This window comes from Mesorhizobium sp. M1329, from assembly GCF_040318035.1.
Classification (GTDB): domain Bacteria; phylum Pseudomonadota; class Alphaproteobacteria; order Rhizobiales; family Rhizobiaceae; genus Mesorhizobium.
Genome location: NZ_JAMYLN010000028.1, coordinates 1 through 16,797 on the forward strand (window position 1 = coordinate 1; position 16,797 = coordinate 16,797).

Here is a 16,797-nt window from a genome sequence, read left to right on the forward strand (position 1 = left end):
TCGCTCCTTCGCTCAACTGCCTCTCCAAAGAATCCTTTCTCAGCCTAAACTCAACCCCAAAATCGCCACATGCGATTCCCCTGCCGTTCACGGGGAGAAGGTGTCACGAAGTGACGGATGAAGGGCAGCGCCATACTTTCGTGAGTTCGCGCTGCCCCTCATCTGCCTGCCGGCATCTTCTCCCCGTCAACGGGGAGAAGGATCCAAGGCCACCTGCCTCGCACAACCGCAAGCGTTAGGAACTTTCGAATTTCATGACCCAATGGTCTGGCTATTTCGGCCTGATTTTGCAAGGAGCCCTTGTCACCATCGAATTGACGTTGATGGGGTCGGCGCTTGCCTTGGTCATGGCCTTTCTTGCCGGGCTGGGGCGGCTGTCGCGATTTTTCGTGCTACGGGCGCTGGCCACGGCCTATATCGAGTTCTTCCGCGGCACCTCGATCTTCGTGCAGCTGTTCTGGGCTTATTTCGTGCTGCCTTTTGCCGGCATTTCGCTGACGCCGCTGCAGGCCGGGGTGCTGGCGCTGGGCCTCAATGTCGGGGCCTATGCAGCGGAAGTGGTGCGTGGCGCCATCAAGTCTATCGGCCGCGAACAATATGAGGCCTGCACCGCGCTCAATCTCGGCCGCTGGCAAGCCATGCGCCATATCATCCTACCGCAGGCGCTTCTGGTGATGCTGCCTACCTTCGGCAACAACGCCATCGAGCTGCTCAAGGCCACCGCCGTCGTTTCGCTGATCTCGCTCGCCGACCTGACCTTCCAGGCGCAGGTGGTGCGCTCGCAGACCGGCAATACACTGGTGCCGTTCAGCACCATCCTCGTCATCTATTTCGTGCTGGCGCTGCTCATCTCATGGGGCGTGCGGTCGCTGGAACGCCGCATGGCGCGCGGCCTCGACGGGGTGCGCGTATGATGGATCGGGCCTGATAATGGAATGGGATTGGGATTTTGTCCGGCAGATCCTGCCGACGCTGATCGAGGGGGTGAAGATCACCATCCTGGCGACGCTGCTCGGCTCGGTGCTGGCGGCCATCGTTGGGCTGGGCATCGCGTTGGCGCGCCGGTCACCGAACAGGGCGTTGTCGCGCACGATCGGCTTTCTTGCAGAGTTCATCCGTGGCACGCCGCTGTTGGTGCAGCTCTATTTCATCTTCTACGTGCTGCCGGATTTCGGCGTCCTGTTGCCGCCGCTGGTGGCGGGCGTCATCGGTCTCGGGCTGCATTACGGCACTTACACGGCCGAGGTCTACCGCGCCGGCATCGACAATGTGCCGCGCGGCCAGTGGGAAGCGGCCAAGGCCTGCAATCTGAACGCCACGCAGACTTGGACGCACATCATCATTCCGCAGGCAATTCCGCCGATGATCCCGGCGCTTGCCAACTATTTCATCGCCATGTTCAAAGAGACGCCGCTGCTGTCGGCGATCACCGTGCTGGAACTGATGAACCAGGCCAAGAGCGTCGCCAATACCTATTACCGGTATATCGAACCGATCACCTTGGTCGGCGCCTTCTTCCTCGCCATCAGCCTGTTCTCGGTGGTGCTGCTGCGCTGGCTGGAACACCGTTATGGGCGGATCGAACGATGAGCGCTGCACCCGAAATCCGCCTGCATTCGGCCCGGCCGGCGCTCGACGCGCGTCCGCTGGAACAGCGGGTCGGCTTGATCATCCTCGCAACCGACCACACGAGCGAGCCGGATTTTCAGCGTATGGTGGCAAGCGACCGTGTCGGCGTCTATGTCGCGCGTATTCCGTACGCCAATCCGACGACGCCGGAGAATTTGCGCAAGATGCAGCCGTCACTGACGGCGGCCGCGGGCCTGATCCTGCCCGACGAGCCGCTCGATGCGATCTGCTATTCCTGCACCTCGGCTTCCGTCGTGATCGGCGATGCCGAAATCGAGGCGGCGGTGCGGGCCGCCAAGCCCGGCGTGCCGGTGGTAACGCCGCCGATGGCTGGGGTGCGCGGCCTGAAGGCGCTGGGCGCCAGGACGATCAGCATCCTCACTCCCTATACGGTCGAGACCAGCCGGCCGATGGCGGACTATTTCACCGAGTATGGATTCGAAATCGTCAGCTTCACTTGCCTCGGCTTCGAGGACGACCGCGAGATGGCGCGGATTGCACCGAAATCCTTGGTCGATCTGGCCCGCGAGATGACGGCCCCGCAGGCCGACGCGCTGTTCGTGTCCTGCACGGCGCTGCGGTCGGCGGCGGCAGTTGTCGGCATGGAAGAGGCTATCGGTCGCCCGGTGGTCACCAGCAACCAGGCGACGGCCTGGAATTGCCTGCGGCTCTGCGGAGATGAGATGTCGCGCCCTGAATTCGGCCGTCTGATGACGCTGCCGTTGAACTGATTGCAGAGCCATGACCACGTCCAGGATAAGCCTCTCCGATATCCGCGCCGCGCGCGAGCGCATCGCAGGCAAGGTCGAGCGTACGCCGACCGTCACTTCCCGGAGTCTTTCCCAGCACTTGGGCACTGCTGTTTATCTCAAGCTCGAACATCGGCAGACCACCGGCGCCTTCAAGCTGCGTGGTGCCTCGAACGCTATCGCCTCGCTGACAGGAGAGGAGAGGGCGCGTGGCGTCGTCGCTGCCTCTACCGGCAACCACGGCCGGGCGCTTGCCTATGCCGCTCAACTGCAAGGTATTCGCGCAACGATCTGCATGTCGCGGCTGGTGCCTGAGAACAAGCTCGACGAAATCGGCCGGCTCGGCGCCGAGATCCGCATCGTCGGTAACAGCCAGGACGATGCGCAGCGGGAGGTCGAACGGCTGGTCGCGGAAGAGGGGCTGATCATGCTGCCGCCTTTCGACCATCCCGCCATTGTCGCCGGGCAAGGCACACTCGGGCTGGAGATAATCGAACAGGTTCCGGACGCCGCCTTGGTGCTGGTGCCGCTTTCCGGCGGTGGGCTGGCGGCGGGCGTCGCTGCTGCCGTGAAGGGCGTCAGCCCGGCGACGAAGGTGGTGGGCGTTTCAATGGCGCGCGGTGCGGCGATGAAGGCAAGCCTCGATGCCGGGCATCCGGTGCTGGTTGAGGAACTGCCAACGCTGGCCGATTCGCTCGGCGGCGGCATCGGCCTCGACAACCGGCTGACCTTTTCCATGTGCCACGACCTGCTCGACGATGTGATCCTGCTCGGCGAGGACGAGATCGCCACCGGCATCCGCCACGCCTATGAGCAGGAGCGCGAGATCGTCGAAGGCGCCGGCGCGGTCGGCATCGCGGCCGTGCTTGCCGGCAAGGCCAAGGCGAATGGCCCGACGGTGCTCGTTCTGTCCGGCCGCAACATCGATATGACACTGCACCGCAAGATCATCTGCGGCGAAGCAATTGCGGAGAGCGCAGCATGAGCCGTATGACGATTCTCACCGAAGCCGAATTGCGCAAGATCGTGAAGCTCGATCTCGATGCCGTCGCCTGCGTCGAGAACGCGTTCCGGGCGCTCGCTACCTTGCCGGTGGCGATGCCGCCGATCCTGCGGCTGGACATTCCAGAGCATCGCGGCGAGGTCGACGTCAAGACCGCCTATGTGCCGGGCATCGATGGTTTTGCGATCAAGATCAGCCCCGGCTTTTTCGATAATCCCAAGCTCGGCCTGCCCAGCGTCAATGGCATGATGGTGTTGCTGTCGGCGAAAACCGGGCTGGTCGAGGCGCTGCTGCTCGACAATGGCTATCTCACCGACATCCGCACGGCCGCCGCCGGCGTGGTCGCCGCCAAACATCTGTCGCGGGCGGACTCTTCCATTGCCGCGATCTTCGGCGCCGGTGTTCAGGCCGGACTGCAGCTCGAGGCGCTGATGCTGGTGCGGCCGATCACCGAGGCTCGCATCTGGGCAAGGGATGCCGCCAAGGCCGAAGCCGCGGCGGACGCATTGTCCGAAAGACTGGGCATCGCCGTTCACGCCGAGCCCGACGCGGCAAAGGCAGCCGCCGATGCCGACATCATCGTCACCACGACACCGTCGACCGAGCCGCTGATCAAGGCCGGTTTCGTCTCCGCCGGCCAGCACATCACCGCGATGGGCTCGGACGCCGAGCACAAGAACGAGATCGCGCCGGCGATCCTGCGCATGGCCGATCTCTACGTCGCCGATAGCGCCAAGCAGACGCGGCGCTTGGGCGAACTGCACCATGCCATCGCGGCGGGCGTGATGGCGGCCGACGCCGAGATCACCGAGCTTGGCCACATCATCGCCGGCGAAAGGCATGGCCGGCGCTCGGACAGCGACATCACCATTGCCGACCTGACCGGCACCGGCGTGCAGGACACGGCGATCGCCACGCTCGCCCGCGACCGTGCGCGTGCGGCCAAGACCGGTACGATTTTCGAAAGCTGATGCTGGCCGCAAGGCCCAACAAACGAGGACCAAGAACAATGCAGCCCAATTTGAAATTCTCGCGCGGCGAATATGCGGAGCGCCTCGCCAAGACGCGGAAGTCGATGGAGGCCAAGGGCGTCGATCTGTTGATCGTCAGCGATCCGTCCAACATGGCCTGGCTGACCGGCTATGACGGCTGGTCATTCTATGTGCACCAGGCCGTCATCGTGCCGCCGTCGGGCGAGCCGGTGTGGTACGGCCGCGGCCAGGACGCCAACGGCGCAAAGCGCACCGCCTATCTCGCGCACGACAACATCGTCGGCTATGCCGACAACTACGTGCAGTCGACCGAGCGCCATCCGATGGATTTTCTGTCCAGCGTGCTCTCCGATCGCGGCTGGGGGAAGCTCAGCATCGGTGTCGAGATGGACAATTACTGGTTCTCGGCCGCTGCGTTCGCATCGCTGCAGAAGCACTTGCCCAATGCCCGCTTCGTCGATGCCACTGCACTGGTCAACTGGCAGCGCGCGGTGAAGAGCCCGACCGAAATCGATTACATGCGCAAAGCCGCGCGGATCGTCGAAGCGATGCACCAGCGCATCGTCGACAAGATCGAGGTCGGCATGCGCAAATGCGACCTGGTCGCCGAGATCTACGATGCCGGCACGCGCGGCGTCGACGGCATCGGCGGCGACTATCCGGCGATCGTGCCGCTGCTGCCGTCGGGGGCCGACGCGTCGGCGCCGCATCTGACCTGGGACGACCGGCCGATGAAATCGGGCGAGGGCACCTTCTTCGAGATTGCCGGCTGCTACAACCGCTATCACTGCCCGCTGTCGCGCACCGTCTTCCTCGGCAAACCGACGCAGGAATTCCTCGATGCCGAAAAGGCGACGCTGGAAGGCATGGAGGCGGGACTTGCCGCCGCCAAGCCCGGCAACACATGCGAGGACATCGCCAACGCCTTCTTCGCGGTGCTGAAGAGGTACGGCATCGTCAAGGACAACCGCACCGGCTACCCGATCGGGCTTAGCTATCCGCCGGACTGGGGCGAACGCACCATGAGCCTGCGTCCCGGCGACCGCACCGAGCTCAAGCCCGGTATGACCTTCCATTTCATGACCGGCCTGTGGCTGGAGACGATGGGCTTGGAAATCACCGAATCCATCCTGATCACCGAGACGGGCGTCGAGTGCCTGGCCAATGTGCCGCGCAAGCTGGTGGTGAAGAATTGAGCCCGATGTCCAGCCTTCGTCCATCACCGATCACGCCGAGCGTCGATTTCGAGCGCGACGGCGTGCAGCACGGTTTCTTGCGCCTGCCTTACAGCCGCGACGATTCCGCCTGGGGATCGGTGATGATCCCGATCTGCGTCATCCGCAACGGCAACGGGCCGAGCGCGTTGCTCACCGGTGGCAATCACGGCGACGAGTATGAGGGGCCGCTGGCGCTCTACGATCTCGCCCGTACGCTCGACCCGAAGCAAGTCAGCGGCACGGTCATCATCGTGCCGGCGATGAACTATCCGGCGTTCCGCGCCGGCACGCGCACCTCTCCCATCGACAAGGGCAATCTGAACCGCAGCTTTCCCGGCCGGCCCGACGGCACGGTGACCGAGAAGATCGCCGATTATTTCCAGCGCGAACTTCTGCCCCGTACAGACATCGCGCTCGATTTCCATTCCGGCGGCAAGACGCTCGACTTCGTGCCGTTCTGCGCCGCCCACATCCGGCCCGACAAGGTGTTGGAGGAGAAAGGGTTTGCTGCGGTCGAAGCGTTCTCCGCACCATGGTCGATGAAGATGCTGGAGATCGACGCGGTCGGCATGTTCGACACTGCCGCCGAGGAGATGGGCAAGCTGTTCATCACCACCGAGCTTGGCGGTGGCGGGACTTCGCGCGCGGAAACGGTGCGGATCGCGCGTCGCGGCGTGCTCAACGTGCTGCGCCATGCCGGCATCGTCGCCGGCGCGGTCGAGATGCAGCCGACCCGCTGGCTCGACATGCCGTCGGGCGATTGCTTCTCGTTCGCCGAGGACGACGGGATGATCGAAACGATGATCGATCTCGGCGAGCCGGTGGCAGAAAACCAGGTGCTGGCACGCATCCATTCCATAGGCCGCACCGGCGGCGCTCCTCAGGAGATCAGGGCCAAAATGTCCGGTCTGTTGGCGGCGCGGCATTTTCCGGGCTTGGTCAAGGCCGGCGACTGCGCTGCCGTTGTCGCCGTGTTGGTCGATTGACGGTCAGGAAGCCGATGTCGGGAACGGCTCGGCCTTGCCTTTGGGGGGATCGCCGATGGCAAAGACGGCGCTCGCCTCACTGACGATCGAGACATGATCCTTGGCGGCTGTTGCGGCCGCCGCACTGTCGCCGCGCATGATTGCGGTGACGATGGCGTCATGTTCTTGCCAGGACTGGGCCAGCCGCCCGGGCAGCATGAATTGCGCGCGCCGGAACGGCGCGAGGCGGCCGCGGGTCATGACGGTCAACTCATAAATGTGCTTGCTGTGGGCGCCGCGATAGAGCCGGGTGTGGAACTCGGTGTTGAAAAGCTCATACTCTTCTTCGACCCCGAGCTGCACCAAGCGCGCCGATGCCTGATGCTCGGCCTCCAGCGTGCGGCGCTCGCCGGCCGTCATGCGCTCGGCCGAGAAGCGCGCGCAGATCGCTTCAAGCTCGGCCATGCTCTCGAACATCGAGGCGAGGTGCTCCTGCGTCACCACGGCGACGGTGGCGCCACGGTTCGGCCGTCTTTCGACCAGTCCCATGGCGCTGAGCCGGCTGAGCGCTTCCCTGATCGGCGTACGTGAGACATCGAAGCGGGCGGCGAGCGAGGCCTCGTCGAGCTTTTCGCCTGGGCGCAGGAAACCGGTGACGATCCGGTCGCTGATCGCCCTCACCATCTGATCGACGGTCGTGCCCGACCTGATCAAATTGCGCTTTCCCGACACGTCTCCTCCGTCCAGTCCTCTCGCTAGAGCCGAGAGCCACTCACCGGCCTCGATTCCTCCGCAGCTCTGTATGCCTATGTTTTAGCCTTCATGTCAAATTGACGATTTTGAAGGCAAAAAGTGTATGCAATTGCTCCGGCTTTGTGCAGCCCACATCGGCACACTCATTGATATTGCTGAATAAATCCTGATTCTGAAACTGGCACGCTGATTGCATACACTTCTTTCATTGAGGTGTTAACCGGCCCCAAAGGCCCCACAGAGGGAGCATTCAATGTCCGAGAGATTCATGCTTAGCCGCCGCGACCTGCTCAAGACCTCCGCCGCCGGAGCGGCGCTCGGCCTTGCGTCCGCATCGTTTCCGATCAGCAGGGCCTTCGCCGCGACGGCCACCGTTGGCTTTATCTATGTCGGGCCAAAGGACGATTACGGCTACAACCAGGCGCATGCCGAAGGCGCCGCCACGCTGAAGGGGATCGAAGGCATTTCCGTCGTCGAGGAGGAGAACGTGCCGGAGACGGTCGACGTCCAGAAGACGATGGAATCGATGATCAATCTCGACGGTGCGTCGCTGATCTTCCCGACCTCGTTCGGCTATTTCGATCCGCACATGCTCGCCATGTGCGCGAAATTCCCCGACGTGCAGTTCCGCCATTGCGGTGGCATGTGGAACAAGGACAAGCATCCGATGAATGCCGGTTCCTATTTCGGTTATATCGGCATGGGCCAGTATCTGAACGGCGTCGTCGCCGGCCACACCAGCAAGACCAAGAAGCTTGGCTTCGTCGCGGCAAAGCCGATCCCGCAGGTGCTGCTCAACATCAATTCCTTCCTGCTCGGCGCGCGCTCGGTCGACCCGACAATCACCTGCCAGGTGATCTTCACCGGCGAGTGGTCGCTGGCGGTCAAGGAGGCCGAGGCCACCAACGCGCTGGTCGACCAGGGTGCCGACGTCATCACCTGTCATGTCGACAGCCCCAAGGTGGTGGTCGAGACGGCGGCCGGGCGTGGCGCCTTCGTCTGCGGCTATCATGCCAACCAGAGCCCGCTGGCACCGGAAAAATACCTGACCGGCGCGGAATGGAACTGGGCCAAGGTCTACAAGATGTTCGTCGACGATCTGGTGGGCGGCACGCCGCTGCCCAATTTCACGCGCGGCGGCCTGGCCGACGGCTTCGTCAAGATGAGCCCGCTCGGCCCCGCTGTTGGCGACGCCGCCCGCAAGCAGTTCGACGGCACGCTGGCCGAAATGATGAAAGGCGGATTTTCGGTCATCAAGGGTCCGCTGAAGAGTAACAAGGGCGTCGTCGTCGCGACCGAGGGCCAGGCCTTCGTCGAGACCGCGCTTGAACTCGAAAGCATGGACTACCTGGTCGAGGGCGTCGTCGGTTCGACCGCCTGAACCGGATCGGAGACGGGGCAATGGCAGACACGGTCAGCACTGCGGGCGCACCGGCGCTGTTTGGCGCCAGGAGTTATCCGGCGGCGCTCGAATGGGCGGCGCGGCGGGCGGAAGCCTTCGTCATACCGCTCGCGGCGCTGATCGTCGGCATGGCGCTGTTCAGCGTGTTCATCGCGCTGGTCGGCAAATCGCCGGTGCAACTCTACGAGACGATGTGGCGCGGCGGCTTCGGCTCGTGGTTCTCGATCCAGAACTCGCTGTCGCGAGCAGCACCGCTTTTACTGGCAGCGCTCTGCGTGGCACTGCCGGCACGGCTCGGCCTGGCCGTCATCGGCGGCGAAGGCGCGATCGTGCTGGGCGGCGTTGCCGCCGCCGCCATCGGCGTCGCGGCGAATGGCGCGCCGGCTTTTCTGGTCATCCTGCTGATGGGCGTGGCGGGCGTGGTCGCCGGCGGCATCTGGATCGGTGCCGTCGGCGCACTCCGCCACTACCGCGCCGTCAACGAAACCATCTCCAGCCTGCTGATGGCCTATATCGCCATCGCGTTGATGAACCATCTTGTCGAAGGGCCGCTGCGCGATCCGGCCTCGCTCAACAAACCCTCGACCGAGCCGCTGGTGGATGCCTACCGCATCGGCAACATTCCAGGCATGGACGTGCACTGGGGCCTGGTCGTCGGCATTCTCGCCTGCGTCCTGTCCTGGCTGCTGATCGAAAAGACGCGCTGGGGCTTTGCCGCCCGCATCGCCGGCGGCAATGTCAGGGCGGCCCAGGTGCAAGGGCTTGCCGTCGGGCCGCTGATCGTCGGCTTCACCGGGTTGGCCGGCGGCTTCGCCGGGCTGGCCGGCATGCTGGAGGTCGGCGCCGTGCAAGGCAGCGCCAACGCCTCGCTTGCCGCCGGCTATGGCTATACCGGCATCCTCGTCGCCTTCCTCGCCCGCCACAATCCGCTCGCCATCATTCCGGTCGCTTTCCTGCTCGGCGGCATCGGCGCATCCGGCGGGCTGATCCAGCGCCGCATGGACCTACCCGACGCCACCGTGCTGGTGCTGCAAGGCATGCTCTTCGTCGTCATCCTGTTCAGCGAAACCTTTTACGGGCGCTTCAAGGTCTTCAATCCAGATCTGTGGAAGAGGGGCTCCTGATGGACGCGACCGAGATCGGCCTGTGGGGCGTGCCGCTCGCCATTCTCGGCGGCGCCATCCGCGTCTCGACGCCCTTCATCTTCGTCTCGCTGGGCGAAGCGATCACAGAGCGCTCCGGCCGCATCAATCTTGGCCTCGAAGGCACGCTGGTCTTCGGCGCCATGACCGCTTATGCCGTAGCGGTGATGACCGGCTCGCCATGGCTCGGCCTGCTGGCCGCCGCAGGTGCCGGTCTTTGCTTCGGTCTGTTCCACGGCTGGATCTGCAAATTCCGCGGGGTGAACGACATCGCCATCGGTATCGCGCTGATGCTGTTCGGCTCGGGTCTCGCCTTCTTCTTCGGCAAGCCGTTCATCCAGCCCTCGGCGCCAGACCTGCCGGCCATCGCCTTCGGTGGCTGGTCGAACATTCCGCAGGTGCAAGCGGCGCTCAACGTCAACGTGCTGTTCCTGATTGGTGCGGCACTTGCCGTGTTCCTGCGGTGGGCCTTCCGCAACACCCGTGCCGGCCTGATCGTGCGCGTCGTCGGCGACAGCTCCGATGCGGCGCGCGCCATGGGCCTCAATCCCAACACCGTGCGCCTGCTTGCGACAGGCGTCGGCGGCGCGCTCGCCGGCATCGGCGGCGCCTATCTGTCGCTCTATTACCCCGGCAGCTGGACCGAACGCATCTCGTCGGGGCAGGGCCTGATGGCGGTGGCGCTGGTCATCTTCGCGCGCTGGAATCCGCTCGGCTGCTTTGCCGCGGCACTATTGTTCGGCGGCGCGGGCGCGCTAGGCCCGGCGTTGCAATCGGTCGGTGTGACGCAGGGCTATTATCTCTTCTACGCCGCACCTTACATCCTCACGCTCATCATCATGATCGCCACCTCGTCGCCGAGCCGCACGCTTGCCGGCGCGCCGGGCGAGTTGTCGATCACCAAATGACTGGAGTTTTCCCGATGAACGCCAGAGCCGAGATCACCCAGCGCTACATCGATGCCGATCCCTATCCATGGCCCTACAATGGCGAGCTGCGGCCCGACAATACGGCGCTGATCATCATCGACATGCAGACTGATTTCTGCGGGCCGGGCGGCTATGTCGATCATATGGGCTACGATCTTTCGCTGGTGCGGGCGCCGATCGAGCCGATCAAGTCGGTGCTCTCAGCCATGCGGACCAAGGGCTACACCATCATCCACACGCGCGAGGGCCACCGGCCCGATCTCGCCGACCTGCCGGCCAACAAGCGCTGGCGCTCGCGCCGCATTAATGCCGGCATCGGCGACCCCGGACCTTGCGGTCGCATCCTGGTGCGCGGCGAAGCCGGCTGGGACATCATCCCCGACCTCTATCCGGCGGCGGGCGAACCGATCATCGACAAGCCGGGCAAGGGCTCGTTCTGCGCCACCGACCTGGAGCTGATCCTGCACCAGCGCGGCATCGAAAACATCGTGCTGACCGGGATCACCACCGATGTCTGCGTCCACACGACGATGCGCGAGGCCAATGATCGCGGCTTCGAATGCGTCATGCTGGAGGATTGCTGCGGCGCGACCGACTACGGCAACCATCTCGCTGCAATCAAGATGATCAAGATGCAGGGCGGGGTGTTCGGCGCGGTATCGAACTCGGCATCCTTCGTCGCGCAACTGCCGTGAGGACACGACCTTGAGCGGAAGCATCGGCAAGAAAGCCGTCGGCGTCGAGACCATCGGCATGACCATGCGCTTCGGCGCCTTCACCGCGCTGGACGATGTGTCGATCAAGGTGCCGGCGGGATCGTTCCACGCGCTGCTCGGCGAAAACGGCGCCGGCAAGTCGACGCTGGTCAAATGCATGATGGGTTTTTACCACCCGACCTCGGGCGACATGCTGGTCGAAGGCCGCGAGGTCGCGATCGCCAGCCCCAAGGATGCGTCGGCGCTCGCGCTCGGCATGGTCTACCAGCATTTCACGCTCGTCCCGTCGCTGACCGGTGCGGAAAACCTGGTCATTTCGCGCGAGAAGGTGCCCGGCGTCATCGACTGGCGCAAGGAGCGCGCCGCACTTGCGCAATTCATGCAGCGCATGCCGTTCAAGCTGCCGCTCGACGTCAAGGTTGCCGAGCTTGCCGCGGGCGAGAAGCAGAAGCTCGAAATCATCAAGCAGCTCTACCTCGGCCGCAGTTTCCTGGTGCTCGACGAGCCGACTTCGGTGCTCACTCCCGGCGAGGCGCAGGAAGTGCTTGGCCTGGTGCGCGACATGACCAGGACCGGCGACCTTACCGTGCTGATGATCTCGCATAAATTCCACGAGGTGACGGCCTTTGCTGACGACATCACTGTGCTGCGGAAGGGCAGGCTGACCGGAACCGGCAAAGTCTCGGAGCTTTCGCACAAGCAGATGGCGGCGATGATGATCGGTGACCAGCCGATTGCAGCACTCGACAGCCGCGCTCCGGTGCCGGCCGGCGCCAGGCAGGTGCTGACGGTAAAGTCGCTGAAGGCGCCCGACCGCACCGGCTTGAAAACCATCGACATCGGCGAGCTCGATGTGAAGTCCGGTGAGATCGTCGGCGTCGCCGGCATCTCCGGCAACGGCCAGAAGGAGTTTCTCGAAGTCCTTGCCGGACAGCGGGCGCGCAATGGCGGCGACGTTCTGGTGAAAGGCTCGCCCTATGGCGCCAGCCGCAGCGAGGCGCGCACGCTCAATGTCCGCTTCATTCCGGAGGAGCCGTTGCGCAATGCCTGCGCACCGAAGATGACGGTGGCGGAAAACATGGCCTTCCGCACCTTCGACCTCAACGAGGCCGGCAAGCCGGTCAGCTGGATCAGGATGAGTGCGATCAGGGAATACGCGGCCCGTCTGGTCGAACAGTTCAAGGTCAAGACGGCCTCGCTCGCTTCGCCGATTTCGTCGCTGTCGGGCGGCAATGTGCAGCGCGCGGTGCTGGCGCGGGAGCTGACCGGCGAGGTCGATTTGCTCATCGTGTCGAATCCCTGCTTCGGCCTCGACTTCTCCGCCGTCGCCGAAATACGCGCCCGCATCATGAAGGCGCGCAACGCCGGCGCCGCGGTGCTCCTTATGTCGGAAGACCTTGACGAGCTGCTTGAGCTTTCGGACCGCATCTTCGTCATGTCGGACGGCGCGCTGGTCTATGAGACGCCGATCGCGCAGGCGAGCGTACAGACGATCGGCGAGCACATGGCGGGACATCACTGATGGCCGAGATCGAGGCGCTGCCGTTTCCGTTCGCCTTCAAGCCTGAGGCGATGGCGCTGGTCGTCATCGACATGCAGCGAGATTTCGCTGAACCCGGCGGCTTCGGCGCCAGCCTCGGCAACGACGTCAGCCGGGTGGTGGCGATTGTGCCGACGGTGAAGAGATTGATCGAGGGGTTCCGCACCGCTGGCCTGCCGGTGATCCACACGATGGAGTGCCACAAAGCAGATCTTTCGGATCTGCCGCCGGCCAAGCGAAACCGCGGCAATCCGTCGATCCGGATCGGCGATGTCGGGCCGATGGGTCGCGTGCTGATCGTCGGCGAGCCGGGAACGGCGATCCTCGATGAACTTGCCCCTTTGCCCGGCGAAATCGTCATCGAAAAGCCGGGCAAGGGCGCGTTCTATGCCACTAGCTTCGGCGACGACCTGAAGCGGCTCGGCGCACAGCAACTGGTCTTTGCCGGAGTGACGACGGAGGTTTGCGTGCAGACGACGATGCGCGAGGCCAACGACCGCGGCTATGAATGCCTGCTGGCGGAGGATGCCACCGAGAGTTATTTTGCCGAGTTCAAGGCGGCCGCCCTGGCCATGATCAGGGCGCAGGGTGCCATCGTCGGCTGGACGGCGACAACCGACCAGGTGCTCGAGGGGATTGCCAATGCCTAACCTTGCCTTTGCCGGCCTCCTTAATGGTGGCTGGCGCGATCTGGCGTTCGGGCATTTCCGCGATGGCATTACGGCGCACTGGCTGCTCAAGGGCGGACCGACGGAACCGTCGGTCGCGATCCTGAACTACCGGCCGGGCGCCAGCGTGCCGCGCCATCGCCATGCCGGGCTGGAAACGATCATCGTGCTGGAAGGCACCCAGAGCGACGAGAACGGCGATCATGCCGCGGGCAGCGTGATCCTGAATCCGGTCGGAACCGAGCATTCGGTGTGGACAAAAGACGGCTGCGTCGTACTCATCCAGTGGAACCTGCCGGTAGTCATTCTGGGCGAGGCCAAATGAGCGACATCCGCTTCGACATAGCGAGCCTGCACGCCGCCTATCAGGCCGGCGTCGGCATCGGCGAGGTGATCGATGCGGTCGATGCGCGGCTCGCAGCGGCCGATGACCCCGGCATCTTCATCCATCTGGCGAGCAGGGCGGAGATGCTGGCCGAAGCAGAAAAGCTCGGCCCGTTCGACCCCGTGGCAAAGCCGCTGTGGGGCGTACCGTTCGCGGTCAAGGACAACATCGATGTTGCCGGCATGCCGACCACGGCCGGCTGCGCCGAATATGCCTACCTGCCGGCGAAAGACGCCACAGTCGTCGCGCGGCTCAAGGCCGCCGGCGCACTGGTCGTCGGCAAGACCAATCTCGACCAGTTCGCCACCGGCCTGGTCGGTGTGCGCACGCCTTATCCGATCCCGAGGAATGCGATCGACCCGAAACTTGTGCCGGGCGGCTCTTCATGCGGCTCGGCCGTCGCGACGGCGCGTGGCATCGTCTCGTTCGCGCTCGGCACCGACACCGCCGGTTCGGGGCGCATCCCCGCCGGCCTCAACAACATCGTCGGGCTGAAGCCGAGCGTCGGCGCGCTGTCGGCCACCGGCGTCGTGCCGGCCTGCCGCACGCTCGACTGCGTCTCGGTCTTCGCGCTCACCGTCGACGACGCCTACCACGTGTTCGAGGCGGCGGCGGCAAAGGACGACGCCGATCCCTATTCGCGTGACCTCGGCGTCCAGGGCCTTGCGCGCCCACCCGTGCTGACGGTTGGCGTGCCGGCCAGAGCCGACTGGACCTTCTTCGGCGACGAGGCGATGCAGGCGGGCTTCGAGGCCGCCCTTGCCTCGCTGGAGACGCTGGGCTGCAGGCTGGTCGAAATCCCGTTCGGTGATTTCTACGCCACGGCCAACCTGCTCTACGAAGGCGCCTGGGTGGCCGAGCGTTACGCCGCGATCAAGGACTTCATGGACGCCAACGAGGCGGCCATGCATCCGGTGACGCGAACGATCATCGGCGGCGCGCGAAAACTTTCAGCCGCGGACGCCTTCAACGGGCTCTATGCCTTGCAGGCCTACAAGGCCAAGCTTGCGCCGGTTATCACCTCGGTCGACCTATTCTGTGTGCCGACCGCGCCGACGCATTACACAGTCGAAGCGGTGTTGGCTGACCCCATCGTCACCAACAGCCGGCTCGGAACCTATACCAACTTCGTCAATCTGCTCGACATGTGCGGCATTTCGGTACCGAGCGGAACACGCAGTGACGGTCTGCCGATGAGCGTCACCTTGCTTGCCGCGGCCGGCAAGGACCATTTGACGGCGTCGCTTGCCCACGACATCCATGCGGCAAGCCGCCTGTCGCTGGGCGCCACCGGCTGGCCGCAGCCGCCGCGTGGCGATGTTTGCGTGGACGTGGATGAAGGCACGATCGAGCTGGCCGTGGTCGGCGCGCATCTGTCGGGGATGGCGCTGAACGGCCAGTTGCAGCAGCTCGGTGCGATTTTCGCCCGGGCTGCGAGAACGGCGCCGCTCTACCGGCTTTACGCGCTCACCGGCCAGTCGGTGCCGCGACCGGGGCTCGAGCGCAGCTGCAACGGCAAGGGCACAGCGATCGAGGTCGAAGTCTGGCGGCTGTCGCCGCAAGCCTTCGGCCGCTTCGTCGGCGCGATCCCGCCGCCGCTCGGCATCGGCACGCTTCTGCTCGATGATGGAACTTCGCCGAAAGGCTTCCTCGTCGAAAGTGCCGGCCTTACTGATGCGCAAGAGATTTCGCATTTCGGCGGCTGGCGCAATTTTATTTCGGCTCAGCAACTGCGGAGCTGACGCTATCACTCGACCTTTTGCCGGAATTTCGAATGGCAGCTCGAGCAATCCTGCAAGATGAGATGCAGGAGGTGCTCCGCCGGCAATTTAGTGGGATCGGCTTCCGCGAGTGACGGTCGCTTGCCAAGCAGGCTGCCGCCGCCCATTGCCAGGCCGGAACCCATTCTCATGTCGTCAGTGATGCGCGGCGGCGCCCGCGCGGCGTCGGAGGCCAGGGCGCTCGCCAGCGTCCCTATGTGACGGGCCAGCGCTTCGAACTCCGCGCGGGCGGGGTCGATATCCGGCTTGGCGCCTGAAGGCGCACCCAATGTCGCGCTGGGGAATTCGGCAATCAGGGCAGGGCCGGTGCGGGCGCGGATGGTCTCGGCCGCCGCCTTGAAAGCCGCGGCGTCGTACGCCCGCTTGCCGTCGAACATCCCGGCGATCGCCTTTGCCGCCGCGGCCATTTCCTTCATCGAGGCCTGGCGAGCCGCGATGACCGCATCACGGCTCGAATGGGCGGCAGCGAGCACGACAGAGACGCAGGCAAGCGACAGCACCGTTCCAGCGGCTGCGAGCCTCACTGGGCCACACCTTGTCCCGCCAGCTCGTCGATGATCGGGCAATCCGGCCGCTCGTCGCCGTGGCAGTGACTGACCAGATGGTGGAGCAAGCCGCGCAATCCGACCAGTTCGGCGATCTTCCTGTCGATCTCCACCAGCTTGGCTTTCGCGATCGCCTTCACGTCGGCGCTGTCACGTTCCCTATCTTGGTACAGCGACAGCAGCTGGCGGCATTCGTCGACCGAAAACCCCAGGCTGCGCGAGCGCTGCAGGAAGCGCAGCCGGTGAATATCGGCCGTCGAGTAATCGCGATAGCCATTGTCGGTCCGGGCCGGGTGCAAGAGCCCGATATCCTCGTAGTAACGGATCGTCTTGGCCGGCAGGCCGGATTTTTCGGATGCGACGCCGATGTTCATGGCGGAA

General features: G+C 64.5%; 18 protein-coding genes. 15 read left to right on the top strand and 3 right to left on the bottom strand.

Annotated elements, in window-relative coordinates:
* The first annotated feature begins 254 nt into the window (after positions 1-254).
* Genes ehuC through doeB form a run of 7 tightly spaced genes read left to right on the top strand, consistent with a single transcriptional unit; the run spans position 255 to position 6,576 of the window.
* Positions 255-914, top strand: coding sequence for an ectoine/hydroxyectoine ABC transporter permease subunit EhuC (ehuC, locus tag NKH21_RS24345; protein WP_352661850.1), 660 nt, complete (start codon positions 255-257; stop codon positions 912-914).
* A gap of 16 nt (positions 915-930) precedes the next feature.
* Positions 931-1,590: an ectoine/hydroxyectoine ABC transporter permease subunit EhuD gene (gene ehuD, locus NKH21_RS24350; RefSeq protein WP_352661847.1), complete on the top strand. Its 660-nt coding sequence runs from the start codon at positions 931-933 to the stop codon at positions 1,588-1,590.
* A complete protein-coding gene (gene eutA / locus NKH21_RS24355; RefSeq protein ID WP_352661844.1) occupies positions 1,587-2,360 on the top strand; it encodes an ectoine utilization protein EutA in 774 nt (257 codons plus the stop codon). The genes ehuD and eutA overlap by 4 nt, the downstream gene beginning before the upstream one ends.
* Before the next feature lie 10 nt (positions 2,361-2,370).
* The gene (gene eutB, locus NKH21_RS24360) at positions 2,371-3,363 is read left to right on the top strand and encodes a hydroxyectoine utilization dehydratase EutB (RefSeq protein WP_352868020.1); all 993 of its coding nucleotides are present in this window, start codon (positions 2,371-2,373) and stop codon (positions 3,361-3,363) included.
* Positions 3,360-4,352, top strand: a complete 993-nt coding sequence (locus NKH21_RS24365; protein ID WP_352661838.1) for a cyclodeaminase — start codon at positions 3,360-3,362, stop codon at positions 4,350-4,352. Before eutB ends, NKH21_RS24365 begins: the two co-directional genes overlap by 4 nt.
* A gap of 38 nt (positions 4,353-4,390) precedes the next feature.
* Entirely contained in the window at positions 4,391-5,569 is a 1,179-nt protein-coding gene (gene doeA, locus NKH21_RS24370) for an ectoine hydrolase DoeA (protein ID WP_352661835.1), read from the top strand.
* A 5-nt stretch (positions 5,570-5,574) separates the two neighbouring features.
* Positions 5,575-6,576, top strand: a complete 1,002-nt coding sequence (doeB, locus tag NKH21_RS24375; protein WP_352484021.1) for a N(2)-acetyl-L-2,4-diaminobutanoate deacetylase DoeB — start codon at positions 5,575-5,577, stop codon at positions 6,574-6,576.
* 3 nt (positions 6,577-6,579) lie between these two features.
* Here the strand turns inward: doeB and NKH21_RS24380 are convergent, their stop codons facing one another.
* The gene (locus tag NKH21_RS24380; RefSeq protein ID WP_352662374.1) at positions 6,580-7,239 is read right to left on the bottom strand and encodes a GntR family transcriptional regulator; all 660 of its coding nucleotides are present in this window, start codon (positions 7,237-7,239) and stop codon (positions 6,580-6,582) included.
* Between the two features lie 322 nt (positions 7,240-7,561).
* Between NKH21_RS24380 and NKH21_RS24385 the strand changes: the two genes are divergently transcribed.
* Genes NKH21_RS24385 through atzF form a run of 8 tightly spaced genes read left to right on the top strand, consistent with a single transcriptional unit; the run spans position 7,562 to position 15,832 of the window.
* Positions 7,562-8,689, top strand: a complete 1,128-nt coding sequence (locus NKH21_RS24385) for a BMP family ABC transporter substrate-binding protein (RefSeq protein ID WP_352661832.1) — start codon at positions 7,562-7,564, stop codon at positions 8,687-8,689.
* A 20-nt stretch (positions 8,690-8,709) separates the two neighbouring features.
* A complete protein-coding gene (locus NKH21_RS24390; protein WP_352661829.1) occupies positions 8,710-9,834 on the top strand; it encodes an ABC transporter permease in 1,125 nt (374 codons plus the stop codon).
* Entirely contained in the window at positions 9,834-10,760 is a 927-nt protein-coding gene (locus NKH21_RS24395; protein ID WP_352661826.1) for an ABC transporter permease, read from the top strand. The genes NKH21_RS24390 and NKH21_RS24395 overlap by 1 nt, the downstream gene beginning before the upstream one ends.
* A gap of 14 nt (positions 10,761-10,774) precedes the next feature.
* Entirely contained in the window at positions 10,775-11,476 is a 702-nt protein-coding gene (gene biuH, locus NKH21_RS24400) for a biuret amidohydrolase (protein WP_352661824.1), read from the top strand.
* A 10-nt stretch (positions 11,477-11,486) separates the two neighbouring features.
* On the top strand, positions 11,487-13,019 hold the full coding sequence (locus tag NKH21_RS24405) for an ABC transporter ATP-binding protein (RefSeq protein WP_352661822.1): 1,533 nt from the start codon (positions 11,487-11,489) through the stop codon (positions 13,017-13,019).
* Entirely contained in the window at positions 13,019-13,687 is a 669-nt protein-coding gene (locus NKH21_RS24410) for a cysteine hydrolase family protein (RefSeq protein ID WP_023677214.1), read from the top strand. The genes NKH21_RS24405 and NKH21_RS24410 overlap by 1 nt, the downstream gene beginning before the upstream one ends.
* Positions 13,680-14,030: a cupin domain-containing protein gene (locus NKH21_RS24415; RefSeq protein ID WP_352661819.1), complete on the top strand. Its 351-nt coding sequence runs from the start codon at positions 13,680-13,682 to the stop codon at positions 14,028-14,030. The genes NKH21_RS24410 and NKH21_RS24415 overlap by 8 nt, the downstream gene beginning before the upstream one ends.
* A complete protein-coding gene (gene atzF, locus NKH21_RS24420) occupies positions 14,027-15,832 on the top strand; it encodes an allophanate hydrolase (RefSeq protein WP_352661816.1) in 1,806 nt (601 codons plus the stop codon). Before NKH21_RS24415 ends, atzF begins: the two co-directional genes overlap by 4 nt.
* A gap of 5 nt (positions 15,833-15,837) precedes the next feature.
* On the opposite strand, the gene NKH21_RS24425 is transcribed toward atzF, so the two are convergent.
* Complete coding sequence (locus NKH21_RS24425) at positions 15,838-16,395, bottom strand: cytochrome c (RefSeq protein ID WP_352661813.1); 558 nt, start codon at positions 16,393-16,395, stop codon at positions 15,838-15,840.
* Positions 16,392-16,790 carry a Cu(I)-responsive transcriptional regulator gene (gene cueR / locus NKH21_RS24430; protein ID WP_254819466.1) on the bottom strand — a complete coding sequence of 133 codons (399 nt, stop codon included), beginning with the start codon at positions 16,788-16,790 and terminating at the stop codon, positions 16,392-16,394. The genes NKH21_RS24425 and cueR overlap by 4 nt, the downstream gene beginning before the upstream one ends.
* Positions 16,791-16,797 lie beyond the last annotated feature (7 nt).

Excerpts from the sequence above, each read along its gene's own strand:
- ehuC (WP_352661850.1), top strand. The coding sequence starts at position 255 with ATGACCCAATGGTCTGGCTATTTCGGCCTGATTTTGCAAGGAGCCCTT.
- ehuD (WP_352661847.1), top strand. The coding sequence starts at position 931 with ATGGAATGGGATTGGGATTTTGTCCGGCAGATCCTGCCGACGCTGATC.
- eutA (WP_352661844.1), top strand. The coding sequence starts at position 1,587 with ATGAGCGCTGCACCCGAAATCCGCCTGCATTCGGCCCGGCCGGCGCTC.
- eutB (WP_352868020.1), top strand. The coding sequence starts at position 2,371 with ATGACCACGTCCAGGATAAGCCTCTCCGATATCCGCGCCGCGCGCGAG.
- NKH21_RS24365 (WP_352661838.1), top strand. The coding sequence starts at position 3,360 with ATGAGCCGTATGACGATTCTCACCGAAGCCGAATTGCGCAAGATCGTG.
- doeA (WP_352661835.1), top strand. The coding sequence starts at position 4,391 with ATGCAGCCCAATTTGAAATTCTCGCGCGGCGAATATGCGGAGCGCCTC.
- doeB (WP_352484021.1), top strand. The coding sequence starts at position 5,575 with ATGTCCAGCCTTCGTCCATCACCGATCACGCCGAGCGTCGATTTCGAG.
- NKH21_RS24380 (WP_352662374.1), bottom strand. The coding sequence starts at position 7,239 with ATGGTGAGGGCGATCAGCGACCGGATCGTCACCGGTTTCCTGCGCCCA.
- NKH21_RS24385 (WP_352661832.1), top strand. The coding sequence starts at position 7,562 with ATGTCCGAGAGATTCATGCTTAGCCGCCGCGACCTGCTCAAGACCTCC.
- NKH21_RS24390 (WP_352661829.1), top strand. The coding sequence starts at position 8,710 with ATGGCAGACACGGTCAGCACTGCGGGCGCACCGGCGCTGTTTGGCGCC.
- NKH21_RS24395 (WP_352661826.1), top strand. The coding sequence starts at position 9,834 with ATGGACGCGACCGAGATCGGCCTGTGGGGCGTGCCGCTCGCCATTCTC.
- biuH (WP_352661824.1), top strand. The coding sequence starts at position 10,775 with ATGAACGCCAGAGCCGAGATCACCCAGCGCTACATCGATGCCGATCCC.
- NKH21_RS24410 (WP_023677214.1), top strand. The coding sequence starts at position 13,019 with ATGGCCGAGATCGAGGCGCTGCCGTTTCCGTTCGCCTTCAAGCCTGAG.
- NKH21_RS24415 (WP_352661819.1), top strand. The coding sequence starts at position 13,680 with ATGCCTAACCTTGCCTTTGCCGGCCTCCTTAATGGTGGCTGGCGCGAT.
- atzF (WP_352661816.1), top strand. The coding sequence starts at position 14,027 with ATGAGCGACATCCGCTTCGACATAGCGAGCCTGCACGCCGCCTATCAG.
- cueR (WP_254819466.1), bottom strand. The coding sequence starts at position 16,790 with ATGAACATCGGCGTCGCATCCGAAAAATCCGGCCTGCCGGCCAAGACG.